The organism is Pseudomonas gozinkensis (assembly GCF_014863585.1).
GTDB classification, from domain to species: domain Bacteria; phylum Pseudomonadota; class Gammaproteobacteria; order Pseudomonadales; family Pseudomonadaceae; genus Aquipseudomonas; species Aquipseudomonas gozinkensis.
Genome location: NZ_CP062253.1, coordinates 3,269,908 through 3,294,595, shown reverse-complemented (window position 1 = coordinate 3,294,595; position 24,688 = coordinate 3,269,908). Strand labels below are relative to the sequence as shown.

Here is a 24,688-nt window from a genome sequence, read left to right as displayed (position 1 = left end):
ATGACTCTTCAACAATCCCGCCGGCTGCAAAGCCTGCTGCTCGGCACGCTGGCCTGGGCCATCGCGATCATCATTTTCTTCCCGATCTTCTGGATGGTGCTGACCAGTTTCAAGACCGAAATCGACGCCTTCGCCACGCCGCCGCAGTTCATCTTCACGCCGACGCTGGAGAACTACCTGCACATCAACGAACGCAGCGACTACTTCAGTTTCGCCTGGAACTCGGTGGTGATTTCCTTCAGCGCCACCGCCCTGTGCCTGCTGATCGCGGTGCCGGCGGCCTACTCGATGGCGTTCTACGAAACCCAGCGCACCAAAGGCACGCTGCTGTGGATGCTCTCCACCAAGATGCTGCCGCCGGTGGGCGTGCTGATGCCGATCTACTTGCTGGCCAAGAGCTTCGGCCTGCTCGATACGCGCATCGCGCTGATCGTGATCTACACGCTGATCAACCTGCCGATCGTGGTGTGGATGGTTTACACCTACTTCAAGGACATCCCCAAGGACATCCTCGAAGCCGCCCGCCTCGACGGTGCCACCCTCGCCCAGGAAATGCTCCGCGTGCTGCTGCCGATCGCCAAGGGCGGCCTCGCCTCGACCGTGCTGCTGTCACTGATCCTGTGCTGGAACGAAGCCTTCTGGTCGCTGAATCTGACCTCGTCCAAAGCCGCGCCGCTGACCGCGCTGATCGCCTCCTACTCAAGCCCCGAAGGATTGTTCTGGGCCAAGTTGTCGGCCGTCTCGACTCTGGCCTGCGCGCCGATCCTGATCTTCGGCTGGATCAGCCAGAAACAACTGGTGCGCGGCCTGTCGTTCGGCGCCGTCAAATGAATGCCCCTGTGGGAGCGAGCCTGCTCGCGATAGCGGTGTGTCATGCGTCGACGATATTGGCTGACACGGCCCCATCGCGAGCAAGCTCGCTCCCACAGAAAAGCCATCCGGTTCAACTGAATAAAAATTGTGGAGGCTCATCATCATGGCCAACCTGAAAATCAAGAATCTGCAAAAAGGCTTCGAAGGCTTTTCCATCATCAAGGGCATCGACCTTGAGGTGAACGACAAGGAATTCGTGGTGTTCGTCGGCCCGTCGGGCTGCGGCAAATCCACCCTGCTGCGACTGATCGCCGGCCTTGAAGAAGTCAGCGGCGGCACCATCGAACTGGACGGACGAGACATCACCGAAGTCAGCCCGGCCAAGCGCGATCTGGCGATGGTGTTCCAGACCTACGCGCTGTACCCGCACATGACCGTGAAGAAAAACATGTCGTTCGCCCTCGACCTGGCTGGCGTGCCGAAAGCCGAAGTCGAGAAGAAAGTCGGCGAAGCCGCGCGGATTCTGGAACTGGGCCCGATGCTCGAGCGCAAGCCGAAACAACTGTCCGGCGGCCAGCGTCAGCGTGTGGCCATCGGCCGGGCGATTGTGCGCAACCCGAAAATCTTCCTGTTCGACGAGCCGCTGTCCAACCTCGACGCCGCCCTGCGGGTGCAGATGCGCCTGGAACTGCTGCGCCTGCACAAGGACCTGAAAGCGACCATGATTTATGTGACCCACGATCAGGTCGAGGCCATGACCATGGCCGACAAAGTCGTGGTGCTCAATGGCGGCAAGATCGAACAGGTCGGCTCGCCGCTGGAGCTGTATCACAACCCCGCCAACCTGTTCGTCGCCGGTTTCCTCGGCACGCCGAGAATGGGCTTCCTCAAAGGCCAGATTGTGCGGATCGATGGCGCTAGCTGCGAAGTTTCGCTGGACGCCGGCACCCGTATCACCCTGCCGTTCAACGCATCGAACCTGAGCGTCGGTAGCGCCGTGACCCTGGGCATTCGCCCGGAACATCTGGAACTGGCGCAAGCGGGCGATTGCACCCTGCAAGTCACCGCTGACGTCAGCGAGCGACTGGGCAGCGACACCTTCTGCCACGTCAAGACCAACGCCGGCGAAGCCCTGACCATGCGCGTGCGTGGTGATCTGGCAAGCCGTTACGGCGAACAACTGAACCTGCACCTGGACGCCTCCCACTGCCATCTGTTCGATGCCGACGGCGTGGCGCTGACCCGCCCGCTGCGCGCGGCCGCCTGATTTCGAGACTGACCCGATGAAACTGAACAAGCAAAACCTCAACCGCCTCGCCACCGAAGTGAAGCTGCCGGCCTACAGCCTCGGCGACACCCGCCAGGGCATCGCCCACATTGGCGTCGGCGGCTTCCATCGCGCGCATCAGGCGTATTACACCGACGCGCTGATGAACACCGGCGAAGCGCTGGACTGGGCGATCTGCGGCGTCGGCCTGCGCGGCGAAGACCGCCGTGCCCGGGACGACCTCAAGGAGCAGGACTACCTGTTCACCCTGTTCGAACTCGGCGACAGCGACGACACCGAAGTCCGGGTCATCGGCGCGATCCGCGACATGCTGCTGGCCGAGGACAGTGCCCAGGTGCTGATCGACAAGCTCGCCGATCCGCAGATCCGCATCGTTTCGCTGACCATCACCGAGGGCGGTTACTGCATCGACGACAGCAACGGCGAGTTCATGGCGCACCTGCCGCAGATTCAGCACGATCTGACTTACCCGCAGCAGCCGAAAACCGTGTTCGGTTTCCTCTGTGCGGCGCTAGCCAGACGTCGCGCGGCGGGTATTCCGGCGTTCACCGTGATGTCCTGCGATAACCTGCCGCACAACGGCGCCGTGACCCGCAAGGCGCTGCTGGCCTTCACTGCGCTGCTGGATCCGGACTTGCGCGAATGGATCGACGCCAACGTCAGCTTCCCCAACGCCATGGTCGACCGCATCACGCCGATGACCAGCACCGCCCATCGCCTGCAACTGGCGGACAAACACGCCGTTGACGATGCCTGGCCGGTGGTCTGTGAACCGTTCGTGCAATGGGTGCTGGAAGACAAGTTCGTCAACGGCCGCCCGGCCTGGGAAAAGGTCGGCGTGCAGTTCACCGACGATGTTTCCCCCTACGAAGAGATGAAGATCAAACTGCTCAACGGCAGTCATCTGGCGCTGACCTATCTGGGCTTTTTGAAGGGTTACCGCTTCGTTCACGAAACCATGAACGACCCGCTGTTCGTGCGCTACATGCGCGCTTACATGGACCTGGACGTTACTCCGCAATTGGCGCCGGTGCCGGGCATCGACTTGCCCGAGTACAAGGACACGCTGGTAGCGCGGTTCTCCAATCAGGCGATTGCCGATCAGCTGGAGCGCGTCTGTTCGGACGGTTCGTCGAAGTTTCCCAAGTTCACCATTCCGACGATCAATCGGTTGATTGCCGATGGGCAGGAGACCAAACGAGCGGCGCTGGTGGTGGCGGCCTGGGCGCTTTATTTGAAGGGTGTGGATGAGAATGGCGACACTTACTCGATTCCGGATCCTCGGGCGGCGTTCTGTCAGGCGTTGGTGGCGGAGGATGCGCTGATTACTGAAAGGTTGTTGGGGGTTGAGGAGATTTTTGGCGTGGCGATACCGCGTTCGCCCGAGTTTGTCGCAGCATTCGAGTGGTGCCTGAACAGCTTGCGCGAAGAAGGCGTCACACGAACCCTCGAACACCTGTTGACCTGATCGTTCCCACGCTCCGCGTGGGAATGCATCAATGGACGCTCTGCGTCCGCTGTTGAATGGGGACGCGGAGCGTCTTGGGCTGCATTCCCACGCGGAGCGTGGGAACGATCTGGAAAAACCAACAGGTTCACACCATGAACAACCAACAACTGTTCCTCGGCATCGACTGCGGCACCCAAGGCACCAAGGCCATCATCCTCGACGCCACCAGCGGCCAGGTGTTGGGCCAGGGCGCCGCCGCCCACACGATGATCAGCGGCGCCAACGGCCGTCGCGAGCAAGACACAGCGCAATGGCTGGAGGCGTTCACCCTCGCCACCCGCCGCGCTTTATTGGCGGCCAATGTCGACGGCCAGTCGATCCTCGGCATTGGCGTTTCCGGCCAGCAACACGGCCTGGTGCTGCTCGACGATCAAGGCCAGGTCCTGCGCCCGGCCAAGCTCTGGTGCGACACCGAAACCACGGCTGAAAACGACCGCTTGCTGACTCACCTGGGCGGTGAACAAGGCTCTCTGGAACGCCTCGGCGTAGTCATCGCGCCGGGCTACACCGTATCGAAACTGTTGTGGACCCAAGAGCAGCATCCGGAGGTATTCTCCCGCATCGCGCGGATCTTGCTGCCCCACGACTATCTGAATTTCTGGCTTACCGGCCGTAGCTGCAGCGAATACGGCGACGCATCCGGCACCGGCTATTTCAACGTGCGCACCCGCCAATGGGATCTGCAACTGCTGCGCGACATCGACGCCAGCGGCCGTCTGCAATCCGCGCTGCCGGAGCTGATCGATGCTCATCAAGCGGTCGGCACAATCCTGCCGGCAATTGCCGAACAGCTGGGCATCAACCCAACCACACTGGTGTCCAGCGGTGGCGGCGACAACATGATGGGCGCCATCGGGACCGGCAACATTCAACCGGGCGCGATCACCATGAGCCTCGGTTCCTCCGGCACCGTGTACGCCTACGCCGAGGTGCCGAAGGTCAGCCCGGACGCGTCGGTCGCGACCTTCTGTTCTTCCAGCGGCGGCTGGCTGCCGTTGATCTGCACCATGAACCTGACCAACGCCACGGGCGCGATCCGGGAATTGTTCGACCTCGATCTCGACGCCTTCAACGCCTTGGTGGCCCAGGCCCCGATCGGCGCTGATGGCGTGAGCATGCTGCCGTTCCTCAACGGCGAACGCGTGCCTCCCCTGCCCCACGCCACCGGCAGCCTGCATGGCTTGACCCTGAGCAACCTGACCCAGGCCAATCTGTGCCGCGCCGCCGTCGAAGGCACCACCTTCGGCCTGCGTTATGGACTGGATCTGTTGCGCCAGAATGGTTTACAAAGCCGCAGCATTTGCCTGATTGGCGGTGGTTCGAAAAGTGCGGTGTGGCGGCAGATCGTCGCCGACATCATGAACACCCCGGTGATCTGCACCGAGCAGAGCGAAGCCGCAGCCCTCGGCGCTGCAATTCAGGCGGCGTGGTGCAAGTCGTGGTCGAACGGCCACGAAGACACCCTGGCCGATCTGTGCGAGCGCTGCGTGAAGCTCGACCTGAACAGTGAAACCCTGCCGGTTGCCGCGAATGTCGCGGCCTTCCAGCAGGCCTATGAACGCTATCGACTGCATGTCGCAACCTTATAAAGAGCAAACAACTATGTACCTGGTGTGTGGCGAAGCGCTGTTCGATTTCTTCAGCGAAGACGATGCCGGCGGGCAGGCATCGAAAGTCAATTTCAAGGCGATTGCCGGTGGCTCGCCGTTCAACGTGGCGGTGGGTTTGCGCCGGCTGGGCGTGGATTCGGCGCTGTTCGGCGGGTTGTCCACCGACTACCTCGGCCGGCGTTTGCAGCAAGTGCTGCAGGATGAAGGCGTACGCCCGGATTACCTGGTGGATTTCGCTGCGCCAACCACGCTGGCGATGGTCGCGGTGGGCGCCAATGGTTCGCCACACTACAGCTTCCGTGGCGAAGGCTGTGCCGACCGCCAGTTGAGCCTGACGCACTTGCCAACGTTGGGCCCTGAAGTGCGCGGCTTGCACTTCGGTTCTTTCTCGCTGGTGGTGCAGCCGATTGCCGATACCTTGCTTGCGCTGGTGCAGCGCGAAAGCGGCAAGCGCCTGATCAGCCTCGACCCGAACGTGCGCCTCAACCCCGAGCCGAACATCGACCTGTGGCGCGAACGAATCGCTACGCTGGTGCCGTTGGCGGACCTGATCAAGGTCAGCGACGAAGATTTGAGCCTGCTGTACCCCGAGCAGGATCCGGCGCGCGTCATCGAAGGCTGGTTGCAGCATCGTTGCCAGGTGGTGTTTCTGACCCGTGGCGGTGAAGGCGCGACCGTGTTCAGCCGTGCCCATGGTTCATGGTCGGTGCCGGCAAGCTCGGTGAAGATTGCCGACACCGTCGGCGCCGGCGATACCTTCCAGGCCGCGTTGATCACCTGGCTGACCGAGCATGAACTGGATTCGGTGGAGGGCGTTCAACACCTTGACCGCGAGCAGATCGACGGCATGCTCAGGTTTGCCGTACAGGCCGCCGCCCTCACATGCAGTAAAACAGGTCCGGATTTGCCTTATCGCCACCAGTTGACCTGACCGCGTAGACTGGCGCCCTTTTTTGCACGACGGGATGACGGCTTTTGAATTCGGGGCGCACGGTTGGACTTTTGGTATTGGCGGCACTGTTGACCGGTTGCGGAACATCGCCACCGCGTTCGCCGGAAAACCTCTGCGAGATTTTTCGTGAAAAGAGTGATTGGTACGACGCGGCGCAAGTCACGCAAAAGCGCTGGGGCGTACCGATCCAGGTGCCGTTCGCGATCATGTATCAGGAGTCCGGCTACCGCTACGACGCCAAGACGCCGCGCAAATACCTGCTGTGGGTAATCCCGTGGGGCCGCGTCACGACGGCGTCGGGCTATGCGCAGGCCAAGGATGAAGTCTGGTCCGACTACCAGAAAAGCACCGGCCGATACGGCGCCGATCGCGAAGACTTCGATGACGCCATCGACTTCGTCGGCTGGTACATGGACAAGACCACCTCGATCAACGGCGTGTACAAGTACGACGCCTACAACCAGTACCTCAACTACCACGAAGGCTGGGGCGGTTTCCGCCAGAAGACCTACGCCAGCAAGGCGTGGCTGCCACCGGTGGCGCGCAAGGTGCAGAACCGCTCGGACATGTACGGCCAGCAATACGCGGCGTGCAAGGATGATTTGAATCGCGGGTTCTGGAGCCGGTTCTGGCATTGGCTCTGACCCTCAGTGCTCTTACGGACGCATTCGCGAGCAAGCTCGCTCCCACAGGGATTTAGGGTGACCACAATTTAGTGAGCACCCGGGGAAACCTGTGGGAGCGAACTTGCTCGCGATGGCGTCAGTCCAGACACCACCGACCTATGGGTTACAACACCGAAAAGTTGTAACTCACGATCAACCGGGTCTCATCCACGTCCCGGGCGAACTTCTCGTAGTTGGTGCGGTAAGTCGCATTACGCAACCGCAGGCTGACGTCCTTGAACGTGCCGGTCTGGATCACGTACTTCAACTCGCTGTCACGCTCCCACTCTTTACCTTCCTGATCGCTGCCCGGCACCTTGATGTGATCGCCGTTCACGTAACGGGTCAGGAAGCTCAGGCCGTTGATGCCGATCGCCTTGAAGTCATAGTCATAACGCAGCTGCCAGGAACGTTCCTGCGCTGCCGCGAAGTCGTTGACCTGCACGTAGTTCACCAGATACGGGTTGCTGCCATCCAGATACGGCATCGAATTGTCGCCGTTCATGCGCTGCCAGCCGGCGCTGAAGGTGTGGCCGTTGATGCCGTAGGACAGCATGCCGCTCAAGGCGCGGTTGTCGATGGAGCCGGCTTTCGCGTCGCCGCTGTCGGCGCTTTTCAGCAACCGCAGATCGGCTTTCAGCACGCCGTCACCCAGCGGCTGATTGGCCAGCAGACCCACGAAGTGCTGGCGATAGATGTCTTCCAGCTCGGCGTAGTGATACTGCGCGGTCAGGCGATCGTTGATCTTGTAGTCGAAGCCGTACATGTCGAAATGATCGGCGGTGGTGTTGCAGGCATAGCGCTTGTTCTTGCAGTGCACGCGGATGTCCTGGGAATCGGTCGAATCCCGGGCGGTGTACTTGTCCAGACGCGCGGCCATGAAAGTCAGGTCCTTCACCACTTTGGAGGTCAGCATCGCACCGTTGAACATGGTTGGCAGCAGGCGGCCGTCGTTGTACTTGAGCAGCGGCAGATCCGGCAGCAGCGCGCCGTATTTCAGCACGGTGTCCGAGACTTTGACCTTGGCGGTCAGGCCCATCTTCGCGTACTGACCTTTCGAACCGCGCGGGTTGTCGCCGCTGGACGGCAACAGGCCGCTGTTGCTGCGGTCAGGGCTGGAATCGAGCTGGAAGCCCGCCATGCCCAGCGCATCGATCCCGAAACCGACGGTGCCTTCGGTGTAACCCGATTGCAGATTGAGAATGAAGCCCTGCGCCGACTCTTCGCGCTTGGACGCGCCCTGATCACTGGAGGTGTGCCCATCACGGAAATCGCGGTTGAAGTACACCGTGCGCGACTCGATCTTCGCCGTGGTGTCTTCGAAAAAACCGCTGGCCTGAACCTGCGCGGTAAAACCGGCGCACAGCACAAAGGCTCCGAAGCCAAGCGACTGGCGCGGGGTGATGAGGGGAAATGGGGGACGCATTGAAAACTCCAACAGAACAACGATTGCGCAGAGGCGCAAACAACCAGAAATAGCTCCCGTCCCGGGTCGATAAAGAACCGGGAGGCAGTGAACACGCGGGGTGAGCGCCAATGATGGCAGATGGCTTTGACGTGCTACAGGCGACTTTAGTCTGAAACTGACTGAATGTTCTTGAGCGTTGAAGTTGACGATTGCGCGGAATCTCTCGTGCGAAAGTGCCCGTTTCACGGGGCGAAACAGCCGGCCTAGGGGTTTTCCCTATGGCTTCAGACCTGTGCTTCTACGGCATTTGCGCCTTGAACGAGGCGGTTTAATCCTGCACCATCCGCCCACGCTAATCCAAAGGACGGAAAACAAGGCATGCTGGACGCCAACGCTACCCACATTACCCTCACGCTCGAAGGCGCTTCGGCCGATCTGCAAGTCCTCAGTTTCACTGGTCGCGAAGCCCTCAACGAACCGTTCCGTTTCGACATCGAACTGGTCAGCGCCCGTCCCGACCTCAACCTTGAAGAACTTCTGCACAAGCCTGGCTGCCTCACGTTCGGCGCCACTGGCGAAGGCAAGATTCATGGTCTGGTGTATCGCATCGAGCAAGGCGATTCCGGCAAGACCCTGACCCGCTACAGCCTGAGCCTGGTGCCGCAACTGGCCTACCTGCGGCACAACCATGACCAGCAGATTTTCCAACAACTGACGGTGCCGAAGATCATTGCCCAGGTGCTGGAAGATCGCGGGATCCTGGCTAACGCCTACAGCTTCCAGCTCGGCGCCGAATACCCGGAACGCGATTACTGCGTGCAGTACGACGAATCCGACCTGCATTTCATCCAGCGCCTGTGCGAAGAGGAAGGCATTCACTTCCACTTCCAGCACAGCAGCAGCGGCCACAAACTGGTGTTCGGCGACGACCAGACCGTTTTCCGCAAACTGAAACCGGTGAACTACCAGCAAGACTCCGGCATGACCGCCGACAAACCGGTGATCAAGCGTTTCAACCTGCGCCTGGAAACCCGCACCAGCCGCGTCAGCCGCCGCGACTATGATTTCGAAAAACCGAAGATCCTGCCCGAAGGCGCAGTCAAATCCGAGTTCATGCCGGACCTGGAAGACTACGACTACCCCGGCCGCTTCACCACGCGCGAGCGCGGCAAGTTCCTCTCGACCCGCGCGCTGGAACGCCATCGCAGCGACTACAAACTCGCCGAAGGCAAAGGTGACGAACCGACCCTGACCAGCGGCCACTTCATGACCCTGGCCGAACACCCGCGCGCCGAATGGAACGATCTGTGGCTGCTGCTGGAAGTTTTCCACGAAGGCAAGCAGCCGCAAGTGCTGGGCGAAAACGTCACCAGCGACGTCACCGACAACAAGAGCGATTTCCACCAGGGCTACCGCAACTCGTTCGTGGCCACCCCGTGGGACGCCCACTACCGCCCTGCCCTCGAACACCCGAAACCGAAAGTGCTCGGCAGCCAGACCGCCATCGTCACCGGCCCCGCTGGCGAAGAAATTCACTGCGACCAGTACGGCCGCGTGAAAGTGCAATTCCACTGGGACCGCGACGGCCAGGCCGACGACAAGACCACCTGCTGGCTACGCGTCGCCAGCGGCTGGGCCGGCGCAGCGTACGGCGGCATTGCCATTCCACGCATCGGCATGGAAGTGCTGGTGACCTTCCTCGAAGGCGACCCCGACCAGCCGCTGGTGACCGGTTGCCTGTACCACAAGGAAAACGTCGTCCCCTACGACTTGCCGGCGAACAAGACCCGCAGCACCTTCAAGACCCTGAGCTCACCGGGCGGCAAGGGCTACAACGAATTCCGCATCGAAGACAAGAAAGGCGCGGAACAGATCTATATCCACGCCCAGCGCGACTGGGACGAGAACATCGAGCACGACCAGAAGATTCGCGTTGGCAATGAACGGCATGACACGGTTGAAGCCAATGTTTTGAGTGAATTCAAGGTTGAAGAGCACCGCATCACTCATCTGGATCGTGTCAGTGAAATGCGCGCCAACGATCACCTGACCGTGGGCGTGACTCAGCATGTGAAAGTCGGCACCGGGCAGTTCGTTGAGGCGGGCACGGAGATTCATTACCACGCCGGCGACAAGGTCGTGATCGAGGGTGGTATGGAGCTGACGGCCAAGGCTGGCGGCAGTTTCGTCAAGGTCGATGCGGGTGGCGTGACCATCAGCGGTGCGGAAGTGAAGGCCAACACCGGCGGTGCGCCGGGGGTGGGCTCAGGCATTCAGATCCTCGTGCCTTTCATTCCTGGCCTGGCAGCCCTCGACAAGGCCGGACGCTTGATGCAAACCCGGCTGAATCAAAAGATCGAGGCTGAATCGCTGGCCGTAGTGCCAAAGCTGAAGGCGCCGAAAGGCATCTGCGTTGAGTGCCTGAAGAAAGCCATGCGGGAAAAACTGGCCCTGCAATCGGGAGCCAATTGATGACGAAGGACGACGCAGCGAAAGCCTGGGCAGAGGCGCATAAAAACGCACAGTCGCGATTCGCAATCGTTGAAACGGGCCTGCTCTCCGAGCCGGCTCGGCAGCAATTCCTCAAATCCGATCCGTCACGCCGCCCCTTGATGCTTCAACCGGAGTTCGCCGAATTGCGCAACTACGGCCCATGGCTCGTGGACGTCAGTGACATGGAATTCGAGGCCTTTCTCGCCCACGAATACTTTACCGGCTGCACTGCCATGGCCAGCTGGATCCGCACCGACTGCCCCGCAGAAAAACTCGCGGCGCACCTGAGCGACGCCTTGCTGGCAAAAAATGAAGCCGGCGAAGTCCTGATGATCCGCAGCTACGCCCCTGAAGTACTGCCGATGCTCCACGCTCGAGACGACCTGTCCTGGCATGCCTGGCTTTTCGGTCCGTTGCACGAGTGGTGGGTGCCAGCGGCGGATGATGAGTGGCAATGCTTCAAAGGGCTCAACCTGGAACAACCGGGCAAGTACCAGCCGATTTTCCTGGACGCCAGGTTATGGAAGGACATGGAGATCGATCCCCTGCCCTACAACCTGACCACCGAACTGGAAAAAGACGCGCCAGAGGTATTCACCAGTAGCTGCCATGGCGACCGGTTGAACCAGGTCAAGCAGGCGCTGGACGCTGGACGCGCAGAAGGCTTGTCGGACCCGGAAGACGTCAGCCTGTTTGCCAGCCTTCAATTGATGGATCCCGAGTTCCCGGCGAATTGGCCGATGTGGAACAAAGCCAAAGCGCGGGCTGTTGGGGAGAAGTTGCCGCTTGGGGTTGTGATGAGGGAGTTGTCGGAGTGAGTTTCGGGATAGATAAACAAATCAGCTGTCCATTTTTGCCCGTCATGCATTCGACTGTTTTAGAAGTATCGCAAGATAAGGATCTCAAGAAATGACCGTGGCTATGAACATGAAGCGGCAAAAAATCTGGCGCCGCCGCAACCTGGTCATTGGGATGCTTGTTTTACTGCTGCCTTTCCTGGGTTCGTACCTTTACAACCAGTTTCGTACGCCTGGGGCGATGTTGACATCTGCAAACTATATGGATCGCCCGATTTTTAGTTTCTGGGCGAATGACTTTTGGGGTGGAAACTTGATGGCAATGGGAGGCGGCGGAATTATGTGCTGCACCCGATTTGAAGGAAAAACCATTAAAATAAAATGGATTCTGGACATGACCCGTCAGCAGCAATTGAGTGGAGCGGTAGAAGAGCATCACGAAATTGAACTTCCACTGCCCGAGCGTGGGCCAACTGATCAATATCTTCACGTTCAATTCGAACCAGGCAACAAGGTCAGGCTGGGATGGAGTCCCGACCTCACAAGACCTTTCCCATCTCCCTTTGCCAAGCAAAAATCTATTGAACAAGGACGTATCCCATGAGCACACCTCAGCATCTAGATCGTGCAGAAGCTATCAGCACAAAAACGAACTCTTGCACCTCTGCTGAGAAAAATCCTGTTCTGCCTTGTGAGGCGACGCTGCGAGTTGGATTCTTCTTCGATGGTTTTGGCCGAAACATGAAGAGCGACTTGCAAGAGGATCGACTCAGTAATGTTGCCAGACTTTTCATGGCGTACCCGGATGCTGACCTATCCGATGCATCAGATTCATTTGCGGGAAATAAACGATTTTACTTGTCGGGTTTGGCCACTGAGTTTGATAAAACACTCGGAGGTGGAGAGACCGTAAGCGGCGCAGGCATTGATGGCGCCGCAAGCAGGGCGAAAGACAGCATAGTAAAGTCTCCTGAAGACACTATTTCGAATAGCCCACTTGATTCCGCAAAGGACGTCATTACCGGTAAAAAATGGTGGGAAAGCATCTATAACAATATAAAGCCTGGAAACATTATTACCTCAGCAATCAAAGCAGCAGCGCCAGCATCTCTGGACATGTTTGACTTTACTCGTGACAACGAACTGATAACGAACTTTTTCAAAACAGGTGTAGATACGCGATTGGAGGCGGCGGTTAGCGCCTTGGAGAAGGCTTTAGAAGACGCTAACAAGAACAGCAAAGCTCCGGTTAAAAAAATATCCGTGTCAATATTTGGCTTCGATTTCGGCGCAAGCCTTGCAAGAGCATTTGCTCATAAAATCTTTGAAGAGTGCGACCCGGCCACCACCATATTTAAGAAAACAAATCTTGAAATTACGTTCATGGGCCTTTTTGATGCGGTAGATCGTAGTGGCGAGGATTCAATTATTTTTGAATATCTGCTGCCTTTCGAGAACAAAGTCGATGACGGTGAATGCCTTCCTGGTCCTGTAAAAAACGCATTGCATTTAATTGCAGCACATGAGTGCCAAGAATCTCGCCGATCTCGATTGATTGGTACCGGTCCATCGACACCTCGCTGGGAAGAGCGCCTCGTACCTGGAACCAGCTATGACGTAGGAGGAGGCTTGGCTAAAACTGATGCTCCTCATAGTCGTGAACTCCACATGGTCAGTCTGCATGAAATGTATAACGCTGCTTATCGTGCAGGCGTTCCGCTTTACCCCATGCAAACACTTCCTGACAAAGCGGTCTTGGTATCGAAATACTTCCAATTGAATGACCACATCAACGGTGCAAGCGCCATTGAAGTTAGTAAAAAATACCTAAGTCTTGCAGGCAATCAGAAGGTCTCCCCCGAAGCATTCCTTGCTCACCGACGTTTGTATATTCAGAGGCTGCGCGGATTGTGGGAGATCTATCGCGAACAGCATAAGGCGTATGACGAACAGGAAGACCGTCTCGCACGTCCAATCCTTGGTAAGCAAGGGTCAATGGCTAAATTTTTTGGCATGGGAAATGAAACAAGCGCCCAGGCTGCCAAGCGAGATCAGGCGATCAAGCAGAACCAACAAGACAAGGCTGCCTTACGCAATGATCTAGGTTGGCTTGAAGATGTGGACCGTGAGGCATGGCGACTGAACACCGCTTTTGCTTCAGCGCCCGTTAAAACTTTATTGAAGGATTGGTTCAATCCTGAAGTAAAAAGTTTGAACTTTGATATCGAGGACTTGCTTGAGTTTTATGTTAATGATCGATACATGATCCAGCAGATGCCACCGACCCAGAATCCTCCGCTACCCAAATATTTTCGCGTGCGAGACTTCGACATACCGAGTCTGAATAAGACAAAGGGTATGGCACCGGATTATCTGGAGCAGACGATGCGTAAGCCATCGACACAATCGTCAGGCGCATCGACCTGAAGCAAGGATAAATCTACTGCGGGGCTCACGCCGACAATCTCAATATACGAAATGGATTTCATTGATTTGATAGATGTTTCTGCCGATGCGCGCCGCCGACGGACCTGGCGGCGAAGACAAATAGCGTTGGGTGTGTTGGCTTTGCTGCTTACCTATGCCGCCCCGAAAATCATTGGCCTGCTCCGGACGCCCGGCGTCATGCTGACCTCGGAGAACTACACAGATCGACCGATTTTCAGCTTCTGGATAAATGATTTTTGGGGTGGAAATCTATTCGCAATGAGTAGCGGCGGGATTACGTGCTGCCAAAAAATTGTGGGAAAAACGGTTCGTGTCTCTTGGATCGTCAGCGTGACAGGCGAACAGTTCAGGCAAGGAATGAGGCGAGAAGAGCATGAGGTAGTATTGCCTCTACCTCCACAAAAACGTACTGATCGTTATCTGCATGTACGCTTTCTGCCGGAATATATCGTCGAGTTGAAATGGAGCCCCAACTTGATCAGCCCGTTTGATCCAGTTCCGGATGAAGAGCCACAATCCTCCAGCAGCATCACGGGCAGATAATGCTTCTGCCCGTGAATACCAGGCCGCTTTTCAAACCATCAAACCGGCGCCTGCCAGTTCAGCATTTTCTGCTGCGCAACCTGAAGTAAATCACTGCCATCCTGCGTCAGCAGGTACAGCGCATGGGTGATGTGGGGAATGTCCTGGACATCGGCGTGCTTGAAGCACAGGCAGTGCAGGGTTTCGAGCAGGTCGGCAGCGGCGCGGATGCGTTGCACGGCGGCTTCGAAGAGGTCCTTCGGGTTGGCTTGGGTGTCGATGACCAGCGGTGCGCTGTCAGTGACGCCGCTGTTGAGCGGGAGATAACGGGCGGAGCTTAATTTCAGGATTGGCATTGGAATTACTCAAGGCAGCTTGAAAGTAACCGCCAGCACCGTGACCAAACGATGGGGAGGCGGACTGTGTACAGGCTTGGGGGTGTCAGAAATTTTGTGTTCGGGCATAACATGAGTAAGAGGTGCATGTATGCCAACCAAAAAGAAACCCGCGTTGCGAGAGCTGCCGAAAATCCCGAAAGAGCTGCTCGAGCAATTCACCGATGGACCGATGACCGCTGAAGCCATCGAGGACGCGTCAGCAGCGTTCAAGAAGGCTTTGATCGAGCGAGCGCTGAGTGCAGAGCTTGGTCACCACTTGGGCTATCCGCCGGGCGCGCAGCGCCCAGAGGATGAAACCAACCAGCGCAATGGCAAGAGCGGCAAGACGGTTCTAACCGGTGACGGCCCGCTACGGCTGGATATTCCACGCGACCGGGACGGCAGTTTTTCCCCGATCCTGATTCCCAAACACGAGCGCCGCTACACCGGGTTCGATGACAAGATCATCGCCATGTATGCCCGTGGAATGACGGTCAGAGAGATCCGGGCGTTTCTTTCCGAGCAGTACGGTACCGATGTTTCTCCCGACTTCATCAGCTCTGTAACCGACGAGGTCATGGCAGAGATCGGTGCATGGCAACAGCGGCCTTTGGAGCCGATGTATCCGGTTATTTTCTTCGATGCTCTACGGGTCAAAATCCGTGAAGAGGGGCTGGTTCGCAACAAGGCGATCTACTTGGCCCTGGGCGTTTTGCCTGACGGAACACGCGATATTCTCGGCATCTGGATTGAAAATACCGAGGGCGCCAAGTTCTGGATGAAGGTTTTCAACGACCTCAAGACACGCGGCGTCGAAGACGTGTTGATTGCTGTGACCGATGGACTGAAAGGCATGCCAGAAGCGCTCAGCGCCGTATTCCCAGACACGACACTGCAAACATGCATTGTTCATCTGATCCGCAACAGTCTTGATTACGCGGCCTGGGACAAGCGTCGCGAACTGGCCAAGGCGCTTAAGCCGATCTATCAGGCGGTGACCGCCGAAGCGGCCGAGCAGGCGCTGGACGCCTTTGAAAACGGACCGTGGGGCAAGCAGTATCCGACGGTAGTGGCTGCCTGGCGCCGCGCTTGGGATCGTGTGATCCCATTTTTCGTGTTCCCGCCGGCGATCCGAAAAGTGATCTACACGACCAACGCCATCGAGAGCATCAACGCTCAATTGCGCAAAATCATCAAGACGCGCGGCCACTTCCCGACCGACGATGCGGCGACAAAACTGATCTGGCTTGGACTGCGCAATATCACCGCCAACTGGGGCTCAGCGGCCCATGACTGGAAAAGTGCGATGAATCAATTTGCGATTCTGTACGGAGATCGATTTATCAGGCCAACCTGGTAAAAGCACGGCCTGCCTGACGGCAGGCCGTTACCGGCCCGCACACAAAATATCTGACAGTCCCACAGGCTTGGTCAACCGAGAACCACCTGACTCGGCTCGCCCGAAGGCGACCCTGCACACAGCCGCCACAGCAATGCACTCCACGGACACGAATGTCCGTCGGGCGAATAATGGCACACATGCACAGGTGATTACGTTAGGTGACCAAACCTAAGTCGCTGATTTTGCAGCGACGCCAAACCATAACCGCCCCACTCCACCAGCCGAAAGCAGACAAGGCATCCACCCTTGTAGGAATCCGCCGAGACTCCCCCACGAAACAATCCCCGCCCAGACAGCCGGCGTTCAGCCCGGTTAACCATCGCTTAACGCCGTGGTCAAAAACTCTACTGAACCGCACACCCTCAGCCCCAAGCTGACGCCGAGTGCGGCAGGTTTGGCGTTCTGATCGCCGAACTCCATTTCCGTCGCACCGGAGTCCTTCATGAACATTCGTCCGTTCCTGCTCACCACCGCCCTCGCCTGCACTGTATTTGCCGGGCTGGCCCAGGCCAATGACACCTCCAAGGCTGTTCCCTATGAATACGGCATGCCGTTGCATGTGGCCAAAGTGGTTTCCCTGACGGAGCCGCCGACGCAGGAGTGCAAGGTCATCACCGCCGACATGAAATACCTCGACAACACCGGTAAACCGGAAGAAATCAGTTACCGGAAATTATCTGACGCGTGCAGCTTCCAGAACTGACAGAAAGCTCTGATTTGCGGCTTTGCGGTAGGCGAGCACGGGTCTCGAAGAGTATGCTCGGGGCCCTCCTCACTGCCGCAAGGATTCGCCATGCAGTTGTCGTTCCGCACGCTCTCGACCCTCACCTTCTCCCTGTGTTTTCTGCTTTCCTTGGCGTGGGGTCTGGCACCACAGATGTTGCTGGCGATCTGGAGCATCGAGTATTCGGAAGCAGCCGGATTCGTCGCACGGCGCAGCGCAGTGCTGTTTGCAGCGTTAGGAGTGATGTTTTATCTGGTGCGCAACGCGCCGGTGTCGATCGCGCGCAATGCGCTGAGCAACGGCTTTATCGTCGGCTGTTTTGGCCTGGCGGTGCTGGGGTTTGCTGAATGGCTCAACGGCCACGCCGGCCCCGGGATTCTGCTCGCGGTGCTGGTCGAGTTCGCGCTGGGCCTTGGCTTCTTGCAGGCCCGGCGCGTGACGGTCGAACTGGGTGAAACAGTCGGTTAGACGACTCGGGATCGCGGCACGGAATGAGTTGCCGAGTGTTGCGCTAGATCCGAGCGCAACCCGGCGATCAGGCCGTTGATTTCGCGACAGCTGTTCAAGTGACTGGCATCAATGCCACTCACCAGCAGGTCAACCTGATCGGTCTGGTGATCGCCATACACCTTGACGGTCATCGACAGATCCGGGGACAGCGTGCATTGGCAGCGTTTCGGTAGAAAGCTGCTTTCTATGATGTTGCGGAGTTCCAAGGCAGACAGAAACATGGCGAAACCTCTCCTTACTGTGAGACTGCCAATCAAGTATTCACGTCGACCGTTGCCACGGCTTCCCACGGGTGTATCCCCGCTGAATCCTTGGGTGTGACAAGCGGCTGTACTGCGAAATGCCCATTGGAGTGTAGGCGCCCAAACTCGGTGCGCCGCACCAAATCAACGCATAAAACGTGCCTTTCATCGGGTCGCTTTCACCTCCTTGCAAATCAATGGCTTGAGAAAAAGGCAGGCCACTGGCCAGTTGCAAAATGCAAGATTCGATCGTGCAGACACTGCAATTTGCATCCGGCTGGCGGTTTGCATTCACCGCCCATGGCAGTGAGAATGCCCGTCAACCAACGTACACCCGCCAGGAGGCTTCAATGGGAAATTTCACAGTTTATGCGACCGCCGGCCTGATGCTCGCCAGCCTGTCCACCCTCACCCACGCCGCCAAACTTGAAGACACTGCGCCTTATCCAAAGGCCGAAGCGGGCTTCACCCGCCAGGTCATTCACCTGCCACAGCAGGCCCAGGAAGAGAACTTCAAAGTCGAAATCCTTGCCGGCAAGACCCTCGAGGTGGACTGCAACCGCCAGCGCCTGGGCGGCACCCTGGAAGAGAAAAACCTCGAAGGCTGGGGCTATCCGTTCTACCGCCTCGAGAAAGTCAGCGGCCCGATGAGCACGCTGATGGCCTGCCCGCCCGGCACCCAGAAAAAGCGCGCCTTTGTCCCGGTGATCGGTGACGGCTTCACCGTGCGCTACAACAGCAAACTGCCCATCGTGGTTTACGCACCGAAGGATGTCGAAGTGCGCTATCGCATCTGGTCCGCTTCGGTCAAGGTTGGCGTGGCCATTCCACAGTAACTTCAAGCCACAACGCCGCACGCCGCCGCTCGTTCGGCGACGTGGCGCAAGCTGTCAAAGTTGATATTGGCGCCGGAATCGATGGCGATCAGCGTCTGATTCCGTGCGCCGGTTTGCGCCACGTACTGTTTGATGCCCGCGACCGCCAATGCGCCGGAAGGCTCGGTGATCGAGCGGGTATCGTCGTAGATGTTCTTGATCGCCGCGCAGAGTTCATCGTTGCTGACGGTGATCACTTCATCGACGCAGAAGCGACAGATCTCGAACCCATAGGCGCCGATCTGCGCCACTGCCACGCCGTCAGCGAAAGTGCCGACGCCGGGCAGCACCACTCGCGCATCCGCTTGCAAAGCAGCCTTCAGACAGGCCGAGTGCTCCGACTCCACGCCGATGATCCGCACCTCCGGCCGCAGGTATTTCACATACGCCGCGATACCGGCGATCAAACCACCACCGCCCACCGGGACAAAGATCGCATCCAGCGCGCCCTGATGCTCGCGCAGAATCTCCATTGCAACCGTGCCCTGGCCGGCGATCACATCGGGATCGTCGAACGGCGAGACGAAAGTCCGGCCGGTCTGCTCAGCCAGTTGCAGTGCATGGGCCAGGGCGAACGGAAAGCTTTCGCCATGCAGCAGCGCTTCAGCTCCACGACTACTGACGCCCAGCACTTTCAACTCAGGCGTGGTCGCCGGCATCACGATAGTCGCAGCAATGCCCAATTCACGCGCCGCCAGTGCTACGCCTTGAGCATGATTGCCCGCCGACGCCGTAATTACCCCGCGCGTCTTCTGCTCATCACTCAGCTGCACCAGTTTGTTGTAGGCACCACGGATCTTGAAGGAGAAAGTCGGTTGCAGGTCTTCGCGCTTAAGCAGGATCCGGTTGCCCAGCGCTTCGGACAGTGCCGGCGCGGGTTGCAGCGGCGTGCGCACCGCCAGTTCATACACCGGCGCGGCGAGGATCTTTTTTACGTATTGCTCAAGCAAGGCTTGCTGGTCGGGGCTGTGGCGCATGGTCGTCTCCTGACTTTTTATTCAGAACCCCGGAGACAGAAAGAAAAAACCCGCCTCTAGGGCGGGTTGGGTGCTGCAGTCGTGAGCTAGCCCGCCAAATGAGGAATGGCGGTAATAATGCTTGGCTGGCAGCGCAATACGGTGGAAGTCATGGGCCGAAATTAGCCCGGGCGCTGCCGGCAAGTCAATGGCGAATTTTGCTTTCATTTCGCCAGACGCCTGAGCCCGAACAGCATCCCGCCCGCCCCCAACAACATCGCCGCCAGAAACAACGGGTACGACACCCACCACGGCGTACCGGCGGTCATCATGCTGAATTCCGACATGCCGCCAATGCTCGCAATCAGGTTGAGCGGCAGGAACACCACGTTGATCAGCGTCAGTTTGCGCAGCAGGTTATTCATGCTGTTGTTCATCAGGTTGCCCCGGGCGTCGATCAGTCCGGAAAACACCGTCGAATAGATTTCCGCCTGTTTGTAGCACTGGTTGTTTTCGATGATCAGGTCGTCGATCAGGCCGATCGCTTCGCTGCCGAAATGCTGTTTTTCCGCGTGATTGCGCAACCGCGTGAGCACCGCGCCGTTGCTGTGCAGGGCGTTGATGTAATAGATCAGGCTTTCGCTGAGGTTGAACATCTGCACCAGATGCTGGTTCTGCATTGAAGCGTTGAATTTCTGCTGCAACTCCCGGGCGACCAGTTTGATCACCTTCAGGTGCCCGAGGTAGTGATGGATGTTGTTGAACAGCAGGTCCAGCAACACATCCAGCGGCGTGTTCAATGGCTGGCGTGTACCGACACCGTGCAGTGGCGTGTCGTCGGTGGCGATCACCAGCAACTGGCCCGGCGAGAACAGCAAACCGCAGGACGACACCTCGAACGCCAGGCTGCCGCCACCGGAATAGTTCTCCGGGCGTTTCCAGATCAGAAACAAGTGATCGGGATGGAACTCGATTCGCGACACCTCGTCCGGATCCAGCGCCGAGGCCAGCGCGTGCTCATCGAGCTTGAAGTGACTGTGGAGCAAGTCGCGTTCGGCAGCGTCGGGGTCGCTGAACAGCATCACTTCGGCGTCCAGCCGCTCGACCCGCTGCAAGGCGCCGTGTTTGAGTGCAAAGCTGTTGATCATCGGCCGGTTACCAGGCCTGGCCGCGGCGCTTGAGTTCGAGACGCCGCACGAACTCTTCCAGCACCAGCGAATACAGATCGTCCTGCAGGTAAGCGTCTTCGATGCCGGCGTCGAGGTTCGGGTTGTCGTTGACCTCGATCACTACCACTTTGTCGCCGGCCTGTTTCAGGTCAACGCCGTACAAGCCGTCGCCGATCAGGTTGGCGGTTTTCACCGCCAGTTCCACCACCGCGCGCGGCGCTTCGTGGATCGCCAGCGTGCGGCATTCGCCGTTGACGTCCTGGCCCTTGGCCTTGTGGTTGTAGATCTGCCAATGGCCCTTGGACATGAAGTACTGGCAGGCAAAGATCGGTTTGCGGTTGAGCACGCCGATGCGCCAGTCGTACTCGGTGTAGAAAAACTCCTGAGCCAGCAACAGCACCGAATGTTCGAACAGCTCGGCGGTGGCCTCCAGCAAGGCCTGTTGGCTCTCGACCTTGATCACGCCACGGGAGAAACAGCCATCAGGGATTTTCAGCACCAGCGGAAAACCGAGACGTTCGCCGACCCGTTCGAAGTCTTCGGGTCGCTCCTTGTAGAGAATTTCCGTGGCTGGCATGCCCAGTTGGTGGCTGTTGAGCAGGTCGGTGAGGTAGACCTTGTTGGTGCAACGCAGGATCGACGTCGGATCGTCCATCACCACCAGCCCTTCGCTTTCGGCCTTCTTGGCGAAGCGGTAAGTGTGGTTGTCGACGCTGGTGGTCTCGCGGATCAGCAGGCCGTCATACTCGGCCAGCCTTGCGTAATCCTTGCGTTCGATCAGCTCGACATCAATGCCCATGCCCTTGCCGACCCGCACAAAGTTTTCCAGTGCGCGGGCATTGGACGGCGGCAAGGCCTCCTGTGGATCATGCAGAATCGCCAGGTCGTAACGCGCCACTTGCGGCGAGCGCGGAACACGCCAGATCTTGCGGCTGAAGCCGTCCAGCGCATTGGCGAACTGATCTTCCTGATCGTCGCGCAACTTGTGCAAGGCGCCGGACTTTATACCTTCAATGTGCCAGCCGTTAGTTCGACGAAACTCAACTAACAGAATCGGGCACGGGAACACCTCAAACAATTGTCGGGCCAGATCCTGCAACGGCTCGATATGCGTCCTGCCGAAATAAAGTGTCAGCGTAAAACCTTCAGTGTCGCTGTAGAGATGATGGCTGAGGGCTTTTTCCAGGGTTTTATCCAGGTCATCGAGTGCCAGACCGTAAAGGGATTTTCGGGTCAGCTCGCTGATGGTGCGTACCGAAGGAATCACCTTGTGGCCCCGGGCTTCAGCCAGCAGCGAGCAGTAGTAGCCGTGTCCCAGGTACTTGTAGCTGCGGCACAGATTGATCACCTGCACCCGTTTTCCCGGTTCGCTGTCGGGAGGTTGTTCGAGGTATTCCTGGGCCGTCAGGATGTCTTCACTGGGGAAGTACGAGGCCCAGTCTTCCTTGCGTTCGACAATGATCAACACTTGACCGGAAGTTCTGATCTGCGGTTTTAAATAAGTTGCCGATGGCAAACTTTGACTGGATACTTCGCGCCAATGACCCTGTACCGCTGACATAGAAATTGATCCGTTGGAGAACAAGACCTTTTCTATTAAGCACGAAGTTTTTCGAAAGTCCCGTTTCGTTACGCAACTTTTACGGTGGTCATATGAATGCTGTTTTTCGCCTGGCGGTCGTTGACGATTTGCCAGCGTTGCTCACGCTGGAGATGCACTGTTTCACCACGGACCGGCTCACCCGCCGCAGTTTCCAATGGATGATTACCCGGGCGCACGGGCAATTGTGGGTGGCCGAGCGTGAGGGCCACCTCGCCGGTTATGCGCTGGTGCTGTTTCATCGCGGCACTTCGCTGGCCCGGCTGTATTCCATTGCCATTGCCCCCGAGGCGCGCGGTGGCGGGCTGGGCAAGCAGTTGCTGCAACGGATCGAAGCCTGTGCGCTTGAACACGATTGCGCTTACCTGCGGCTGGAAGTACGAACCGACAATCCCGCCGCCATCGCCTTGTATGAGCGCAACGGTTACCGGCGCTTTGCGCTGATCCATGACTACTACGAGGATCACGCCGACGCGCTGCGCCTGGAAAAACGCATTCTCCAGCACCGCGATTCGCGCAACATCAAGGTCCCCTATTACCGACAAACCACCGACTTCACCTGCGGCCCGGCCTGCTTGCTGATGGCCATGGGTGCGTTGCAGGCCGATCGTTTGCTGGAGCGGCGCGAGGAATTGCAGTTGTGGCGCGAGGCAACCACGGTGTTCATGACGGCCGGCCATGGCGGTTGCAGCCCGCAAGGCCTGGCACTGGCGGCGTGGCGCCGGGGTTTCATGGTGCGTCTGCAACTGAGCATGACGGGGCCGCTGTTTCTCGATGGCGTTCGCGATGCGCATAAAAAAGACGTCATGCGCCTGGTCCACGACGAGTTCATGGCGCAATTGAGCGACACCGATGTCGATCAAGTCATCGGCGTATCGATGGATTTACCCACGTTGCTGGCCAACGGTGGACAGCCTCTGGTGCTCATCAGCAGCTATCGCCTGACCCGCTCCAAGTCGCCGCACTGGGTGATCGTCACCGACTGCGATGAAGACTTCGTCTACCTGCACGACCCGGATGTCGACCACAGCCAGCATCGCCAGCCCATGGACTGCCAGCACGTGCCGGTCAGCCATGGGGAGTTCGAGAAGATGTGCCGCTTTGGACGCGGCAAGTTGCGGGCGGCGGTGGTGCTCTACACCCGGACTACTTGATTCCGACCTTGTACAGCGAACCGTCGGACTCATCCGTCAGCACATACAGGTAACCATCCGGCCCCTGACGCACATCACGGATCCGCTGTTTCAGTTCGCCCAGCAAGCGTTCTTCATGCACCACCTTGTCACCATCGAACTGCAAGCGAATCAGCTCCTGCGTCACCAGCGCACCGATGAACAGATTGTGCTGCCAAGCCTTGAAGCGGTCGGCATCGTAGAAGGCCATGCCGGTGACGCCCGGTGATTTTTCCCAGACATGGTGCGGCCCTACCGTGCCTTCGGCGGTCTTGCCCTTGGCTTCCGGGATCGGCTGCATGGAGTAATTGATGCCGTGTGTTGCCAGCGGCCAGCCGTAGTTCTTGCCGCGCTCGATGATGTTTACCTCGTCGCCGCCGCGTGGGCCGTGTTCGTTTTCCCACAAGGTGCCGGTCCACGGATTGAGTGCGGCGCCCTGGGGATTGCGGTGGCCGTAGGACCAGATCTCCGGACGTACACCGGACTGGCCGACAAAGGGATTGTCGTCCGGCACCTTGCCGTCGGGGTAGATTCGCACAACCTTGCCTTGCAGCTTGTCCAGATCCTGCGCGGTCGGGCGGTCGTTGTTTTCGCCCAGGGTGATGAACAGGTAACCGTCCCGGTCGAACACCAGCCGCGAACCGAAGTGGTTGCCGACCGACAGTTTCGGCTCCTGGCGGAAAATCACGTTGAAGTCCTTCAGGGTTTTCAGGTCATCCGACAGGCGCCCGCGCCCCACCGCCGTTCCGGCCTTGTCACCCGCTCCGCCGCCCTCGGCATAGGACAGGTACACAAGGCGGTCCTGTTTGAAATCCGGTGACAGGACGACATCGAGCAATCCGCCCTGCCCCTTGGCCCAGACGTCCGGCACACCGGTGATCGGCGCGGACAGTTTGCCGTCAGCGCCTACCACGCGCAGGTTGCCTGGGCGTTCGGTCACCAGCATGCCCTGGCGATCCGGCAGGAAGGCCAGGGCCCATGGATGCTCGAGGCCTTGGGTAATCGTCGTGACTTCAAGGGTGCCCTGCTCGCTTTGCAGTTCTTTGGGAGCGGCAGCGAACGCCGGGGCGGCGATCAGTGCAATGGCACACAGGCTGGCCAGAAGGGTTTTACGCAACATGCACGATTCCTTTTGTTCGTTTGAAGGGCTGACAG

At 58.5% G+C, this 24,688-nt stretch carries 23 protein-coding genes and 1 pseudogene; 16 read left to right on the top strand and 8 right to left on the bottom strand.

What is annotated here, in order from left to right; translation table 11 throughout:
• From IHQ43_RS14610 to IHQ43_RS14585, 6 genes are all read left to right on the top strand, one after another.
• The gene (locus tag IHQ43_RS14610; protein WP_007957423.1) at positions 1-831 is read left to right on the top strand and encodes a carbohydrate ABC transporter permease; all 831 of its coding nucleotides are present in this window, start codon (positions 1-3) and stop codon (positions 829-831) included.
• A 145-nt stretch (positions 832-976) separates the two neighbouring features.
• Positions 977-2,080 carry an ABC transporter ATP-binding protein gene (locus tag IHQ43_RS14605; RefSeq protein ID WP_192561036.1) on the top strand — a complete coding sequence of 368 codons (1,104 nt, stop codon included), beginning with the start codon at positions 977-979 and terminating at the stop codon, positions 2,078-2,080.
• Between the two features lie 16 nt (positions 2,081-2,096).
• Positions 2,097-3,569, top strand: coding sequence for a mannitol dehydrogenase family protein (locus tag IHQ43_RS14600; RefSeq protein ID WP_192561035.1), 1,473 nt, complete (start codon positions 2,097-2,099; stop codon positions 3,567-3,569).
• A 134-nt stretch (positions 3,570-3,703) separates the two neighbouring features.
• A complete protein-coding gene (xylB, locus tag IHQ43_RS14595; RefSeq protein ID WP_192561034.1) occupies positions 3,704-5,200 on the top strand; it encodes a xylulokinase in 1,497 nt (498 codons plus the stop codon).
• A gap of 13 nt (positions 5,201-5,213) precedes the next feature.
• Entirely contained in the window at positions 5,214-6,152 is a 939-nt protein-coding gene (locus tag IHQ43_RS14590) for a carbohydrate kinase family protein (protein ID WP_192561033.1), read from the top strand.
• A 44-nt stretch (positions 6,153-6,196) separates the two neighbouring features.
• On the top strand, positions 6,197-6,817 hold the full coding sequence (locus tag IHQ43_RS14585) for a transglycosylase SLT domain-containing protein (protein ID WP_127798072.1): 621 nt from the start codon (positions 6,197-6,199) through the stop codon (positions 6,815-6,817).
• 145 nt (positions 6,818-6,962) lie between these two features.
• Here the strand turns inward: IHQ43_RS14585 and IHQ43_RS14580 are convergent, their stop codons facing one another.
• Positions 6,963-8,264 carry an OprD family porin gene (locus IHQ43_RS14580; protein ID WP_192561032.1) on the bottom strand — a complete coding sequence of 434 codons (1,302 nt, stop codon included), beginning with the start codon at positions 8,262-8,264 and terminating at the stop codon, positions 6,963-6,965.
• Between the two features lie 360 nt (positions 8,265-8,624).
• Between IHQ43_RS14580 and IHQ43_RS14575 the strand changes: the two genes are divergently transcribed.
• The 5 genes from IHQ43_RS14575 to IHQ43_RS14555 all read left to right on the top strand — a co-directional run bounded on the left by IHQ43_RS14575 (position 8,625) and on the right by IHQ43_RS14555 (position 14,527).
• On the top strand, positions 8,625-10,718 hold the full coding sequence (locus tag IHQ43_RS14575) for a type VI secretion system Vgr family protein (protein ID WP_192561031.1): 2,094 nt from the start codon (positions 8,625-8,627) through the stop codon (positions 10,716-10,718).
• The gene (locus IHQ43_RS14570) at positions 10,664-11,557 is read left to right on the top strand and encodes a DUF4123 domain-containing protein (protein WP_192561030.1); all 894 of its coding nucleotides are present in this window, start codon (positions 10,664-10,666) and stop codon (positions 11,555-11,557) included. The genes IHQ43_RS14575 and IHQ43_RS14570 overlap by 55 nt, the downstream gene beginning before the upstream one ends.
• A 91-nt stretch (positions 11,558-11,648) precedes the next feature.
• Entirely contained in the window at positions 11,649-12,140 is a 492-nt protein-coding gene (locus IHQ43_RS14565) for a DUF3304 domain-containing protein (protein ID WP_192561029.1), read from the top strand.
• Positions 12,137-13,963: a phospholipase effector Tle1 domain-containing protein gene (locus tag IHQ43_RS14560; RefSeq protein WP_064596413.1), complete on the top strand. Its 1,827-nt coding sequence runs from the start codon at positions 12,137-12,139 to the stop codon at positions 13,961-13,963. Before IHQ43_RS14565 ends, IHQ43_RS14560 begins: the two co-directional genes overlap by 4 nt.
• Before the next feature lie 51 nt (positions 13,964-14,014).
• Positions 14,015-14,527 carry a DUF3304 domain-containing protein gene (locus tag IHQ43_RS14555; protein ID WP_192564931.1) on the top strand — a complete coding sequence of 171 codons (513 nt, stop codon included), beginning with the start codon at positions 14,015-14,017 and terminating at the stop codon, positions 14,525-14,527.
• A gap of 38 nt (positions 14,528-14,565) precedes the next feature.
• On the opposite strand, the gene IHQ43_RS14550 is transcribed toward IHQ43_RS14555, so the two are convergent.
• Positions 14,566-14,862, bottom strand: a complete 297-nt coding sequence (locus IHQ43_RS14550; RefSeq protein WP_025109577.1) for a hypothetical protein — start codon at positions 14,860-14,862, stop codon at positions 14,566-14,568.
• 130 nt (positions 14,863-14,992) lie between these two features.
• Between IHQ43_RS14550 and IHQ43_RS14545 the strand changes: the two genes are divergently transcribed.
• Entirely contained in the window at positions 14,993-16,243 is a 1,251-nt protein-coding gene (locus IHQ43_RS14545) for an IS256 family transposase (RefSeq protein WP_192564930.1), read from the top strand.
• Between the two features lie 354 nt (positions 16,244-16,597).
• On the opposite strand, the gene IHQ43_RS14540 is transcribed toward IHQ43_RS14545, so the two are convergent.
• On the bottom strand, positions 16,598-16,735 hold the full coding sequence (locus tag IHQ43_RS14540) for a hypothetical protein (protein WP_192564929.1): 138 nt from the start codon (positions 16,733-16,735) through the stop codon (positions 16,598-16,600).
• Between IHQ43_RS14540 and IHQ43_RS14535 the strand changes: the two genes are divergently transcribed.
• Entirely contained in the window at positions 16,728-16,988 is a 261-nt protein-coding gene (locus tag IHQ43_RS14535) for a DUF2790 domain-containing protein (protein ID WP_192564928.1), read from the top strand. The genes IHQ43_RS14540 and IHQ43_RS14535 overlap by 8 nt on opposite strands.
• Positions 16,989-17,078: 90 nt before the next feature.
• Positions 17,079-17,477, top strand: coding sequence for a hypothetical protein (locus IHQ43_RS14530; RefSeq protein WP_011334037.1), 399 nt, complete (start codon positions 17,079-17,081; stop codon positions 17,475-17,477).
• Here IHQ43_RS14530 and IHQ43_RS14525 read toward each other — a convergent pair.
• Positions 17,474-17,740, bottom strand: coding sequence for a DUF1652 domain-containing protein (locus IHQ43_RS14525; protein ID WP_192564927.1), 267 nt, complete (start codon positions 17,738-17,740; stop codon positions 17,474-17,476). The two genes, IHQ43_RS14530 and IHQ43_RS14525, sit on opposite strands and share 4 nt — an antisense overlap.
• A 371-nt stretch (positions 17,741-18,111) precedes the next feature.
• On the opposite strand from IHQ43_RS14525, the gene eco reads away from it, so the two are divergent.
• Positions 18,112-18,597 (top strand): serine protease inhibitor ecotin, encoded by a 486-nt coding sequence (gene eco / locus IHQ43_RS14520; protein ID WP_192564926.1) that lies wholly within the window; start codon positions 18,112-18,114, stop codon positions 18,595-18,597.
• Between the two features lie 26 nt (positions 18,598-18,623).
• Here the strand turns inward: eco and ilvA are convergent.
• The 3 genes and pseudogenes from ilvA to IHQ43_RS14505 all read right to left on the bottom strand — a co-directional run.
• Positions 18,624-19,613: pseudogene (gene ilvA, locus IHQ43_RS14515) on the bottom strand (threonine ammonia-lyase, biosynthetic); the annotation flags it as partial.
• Between the two features lie 203 nt (positions 19,614-19,816).
• On the bottom strand, positions 19,817-20,740 hold the full coding sequence (locus IHQ43_RS14510; RefSeq protein ID WP_192564924.1) for a magnesium transporter CorA family protein: 924 nt from the start codon (positions 20,738-20,740) through the stop codon (positions 19,817-19,819).
• Positions 20,741-20,747: 7 nt separating this feature from the next.
• Entirely contained in the window at positions 20,748-22,322 is a 1,575-nt protein-coding gene (locus IHQ43_RS14505; RefSeq protein WP_244142274.1) for a RimK family protein, read from the bottom strand.
• Positions 22,323-22,414: 92 nt separating this feature from the next.
• On the opposite strand from IHQ43_RS14505, the gene IHQ43_RS14500 reads away from it, so the two are divergent.
• Positions 22,415-23,515, top strand: coding sequence for a GNAT family N-acetyltransferase/peptidase C39 family protein (locus IHQ43_RS14500; protein ID WP_192564923.1), 1,101 nt, complete (start codon positions 22,415-22,417; stop codon positions 23,513-23,515).
• On the opposite strand, the gene IHQ43_RS14495 is transcribed toward IHQ43_RS14500, so the two are convergent.
• Positions 23,508-24,653 (bottom strand): PQQ-dependent sugar dehydrogenase, encoded by a 1,146-nt coding sequence (locus IHQ43_RS14495; protein ID WP_192564922.1) that lies wholly within the window; start codon positions 24,651-24,653, stop codon positions 23,508-23,510. The genes IHQ43_RS14500 and IHQ43_RS14495 overlap by 8 nt on opposite strands.
• Positions 24,654-24,688: the final 35 nt, after the last annotated feature.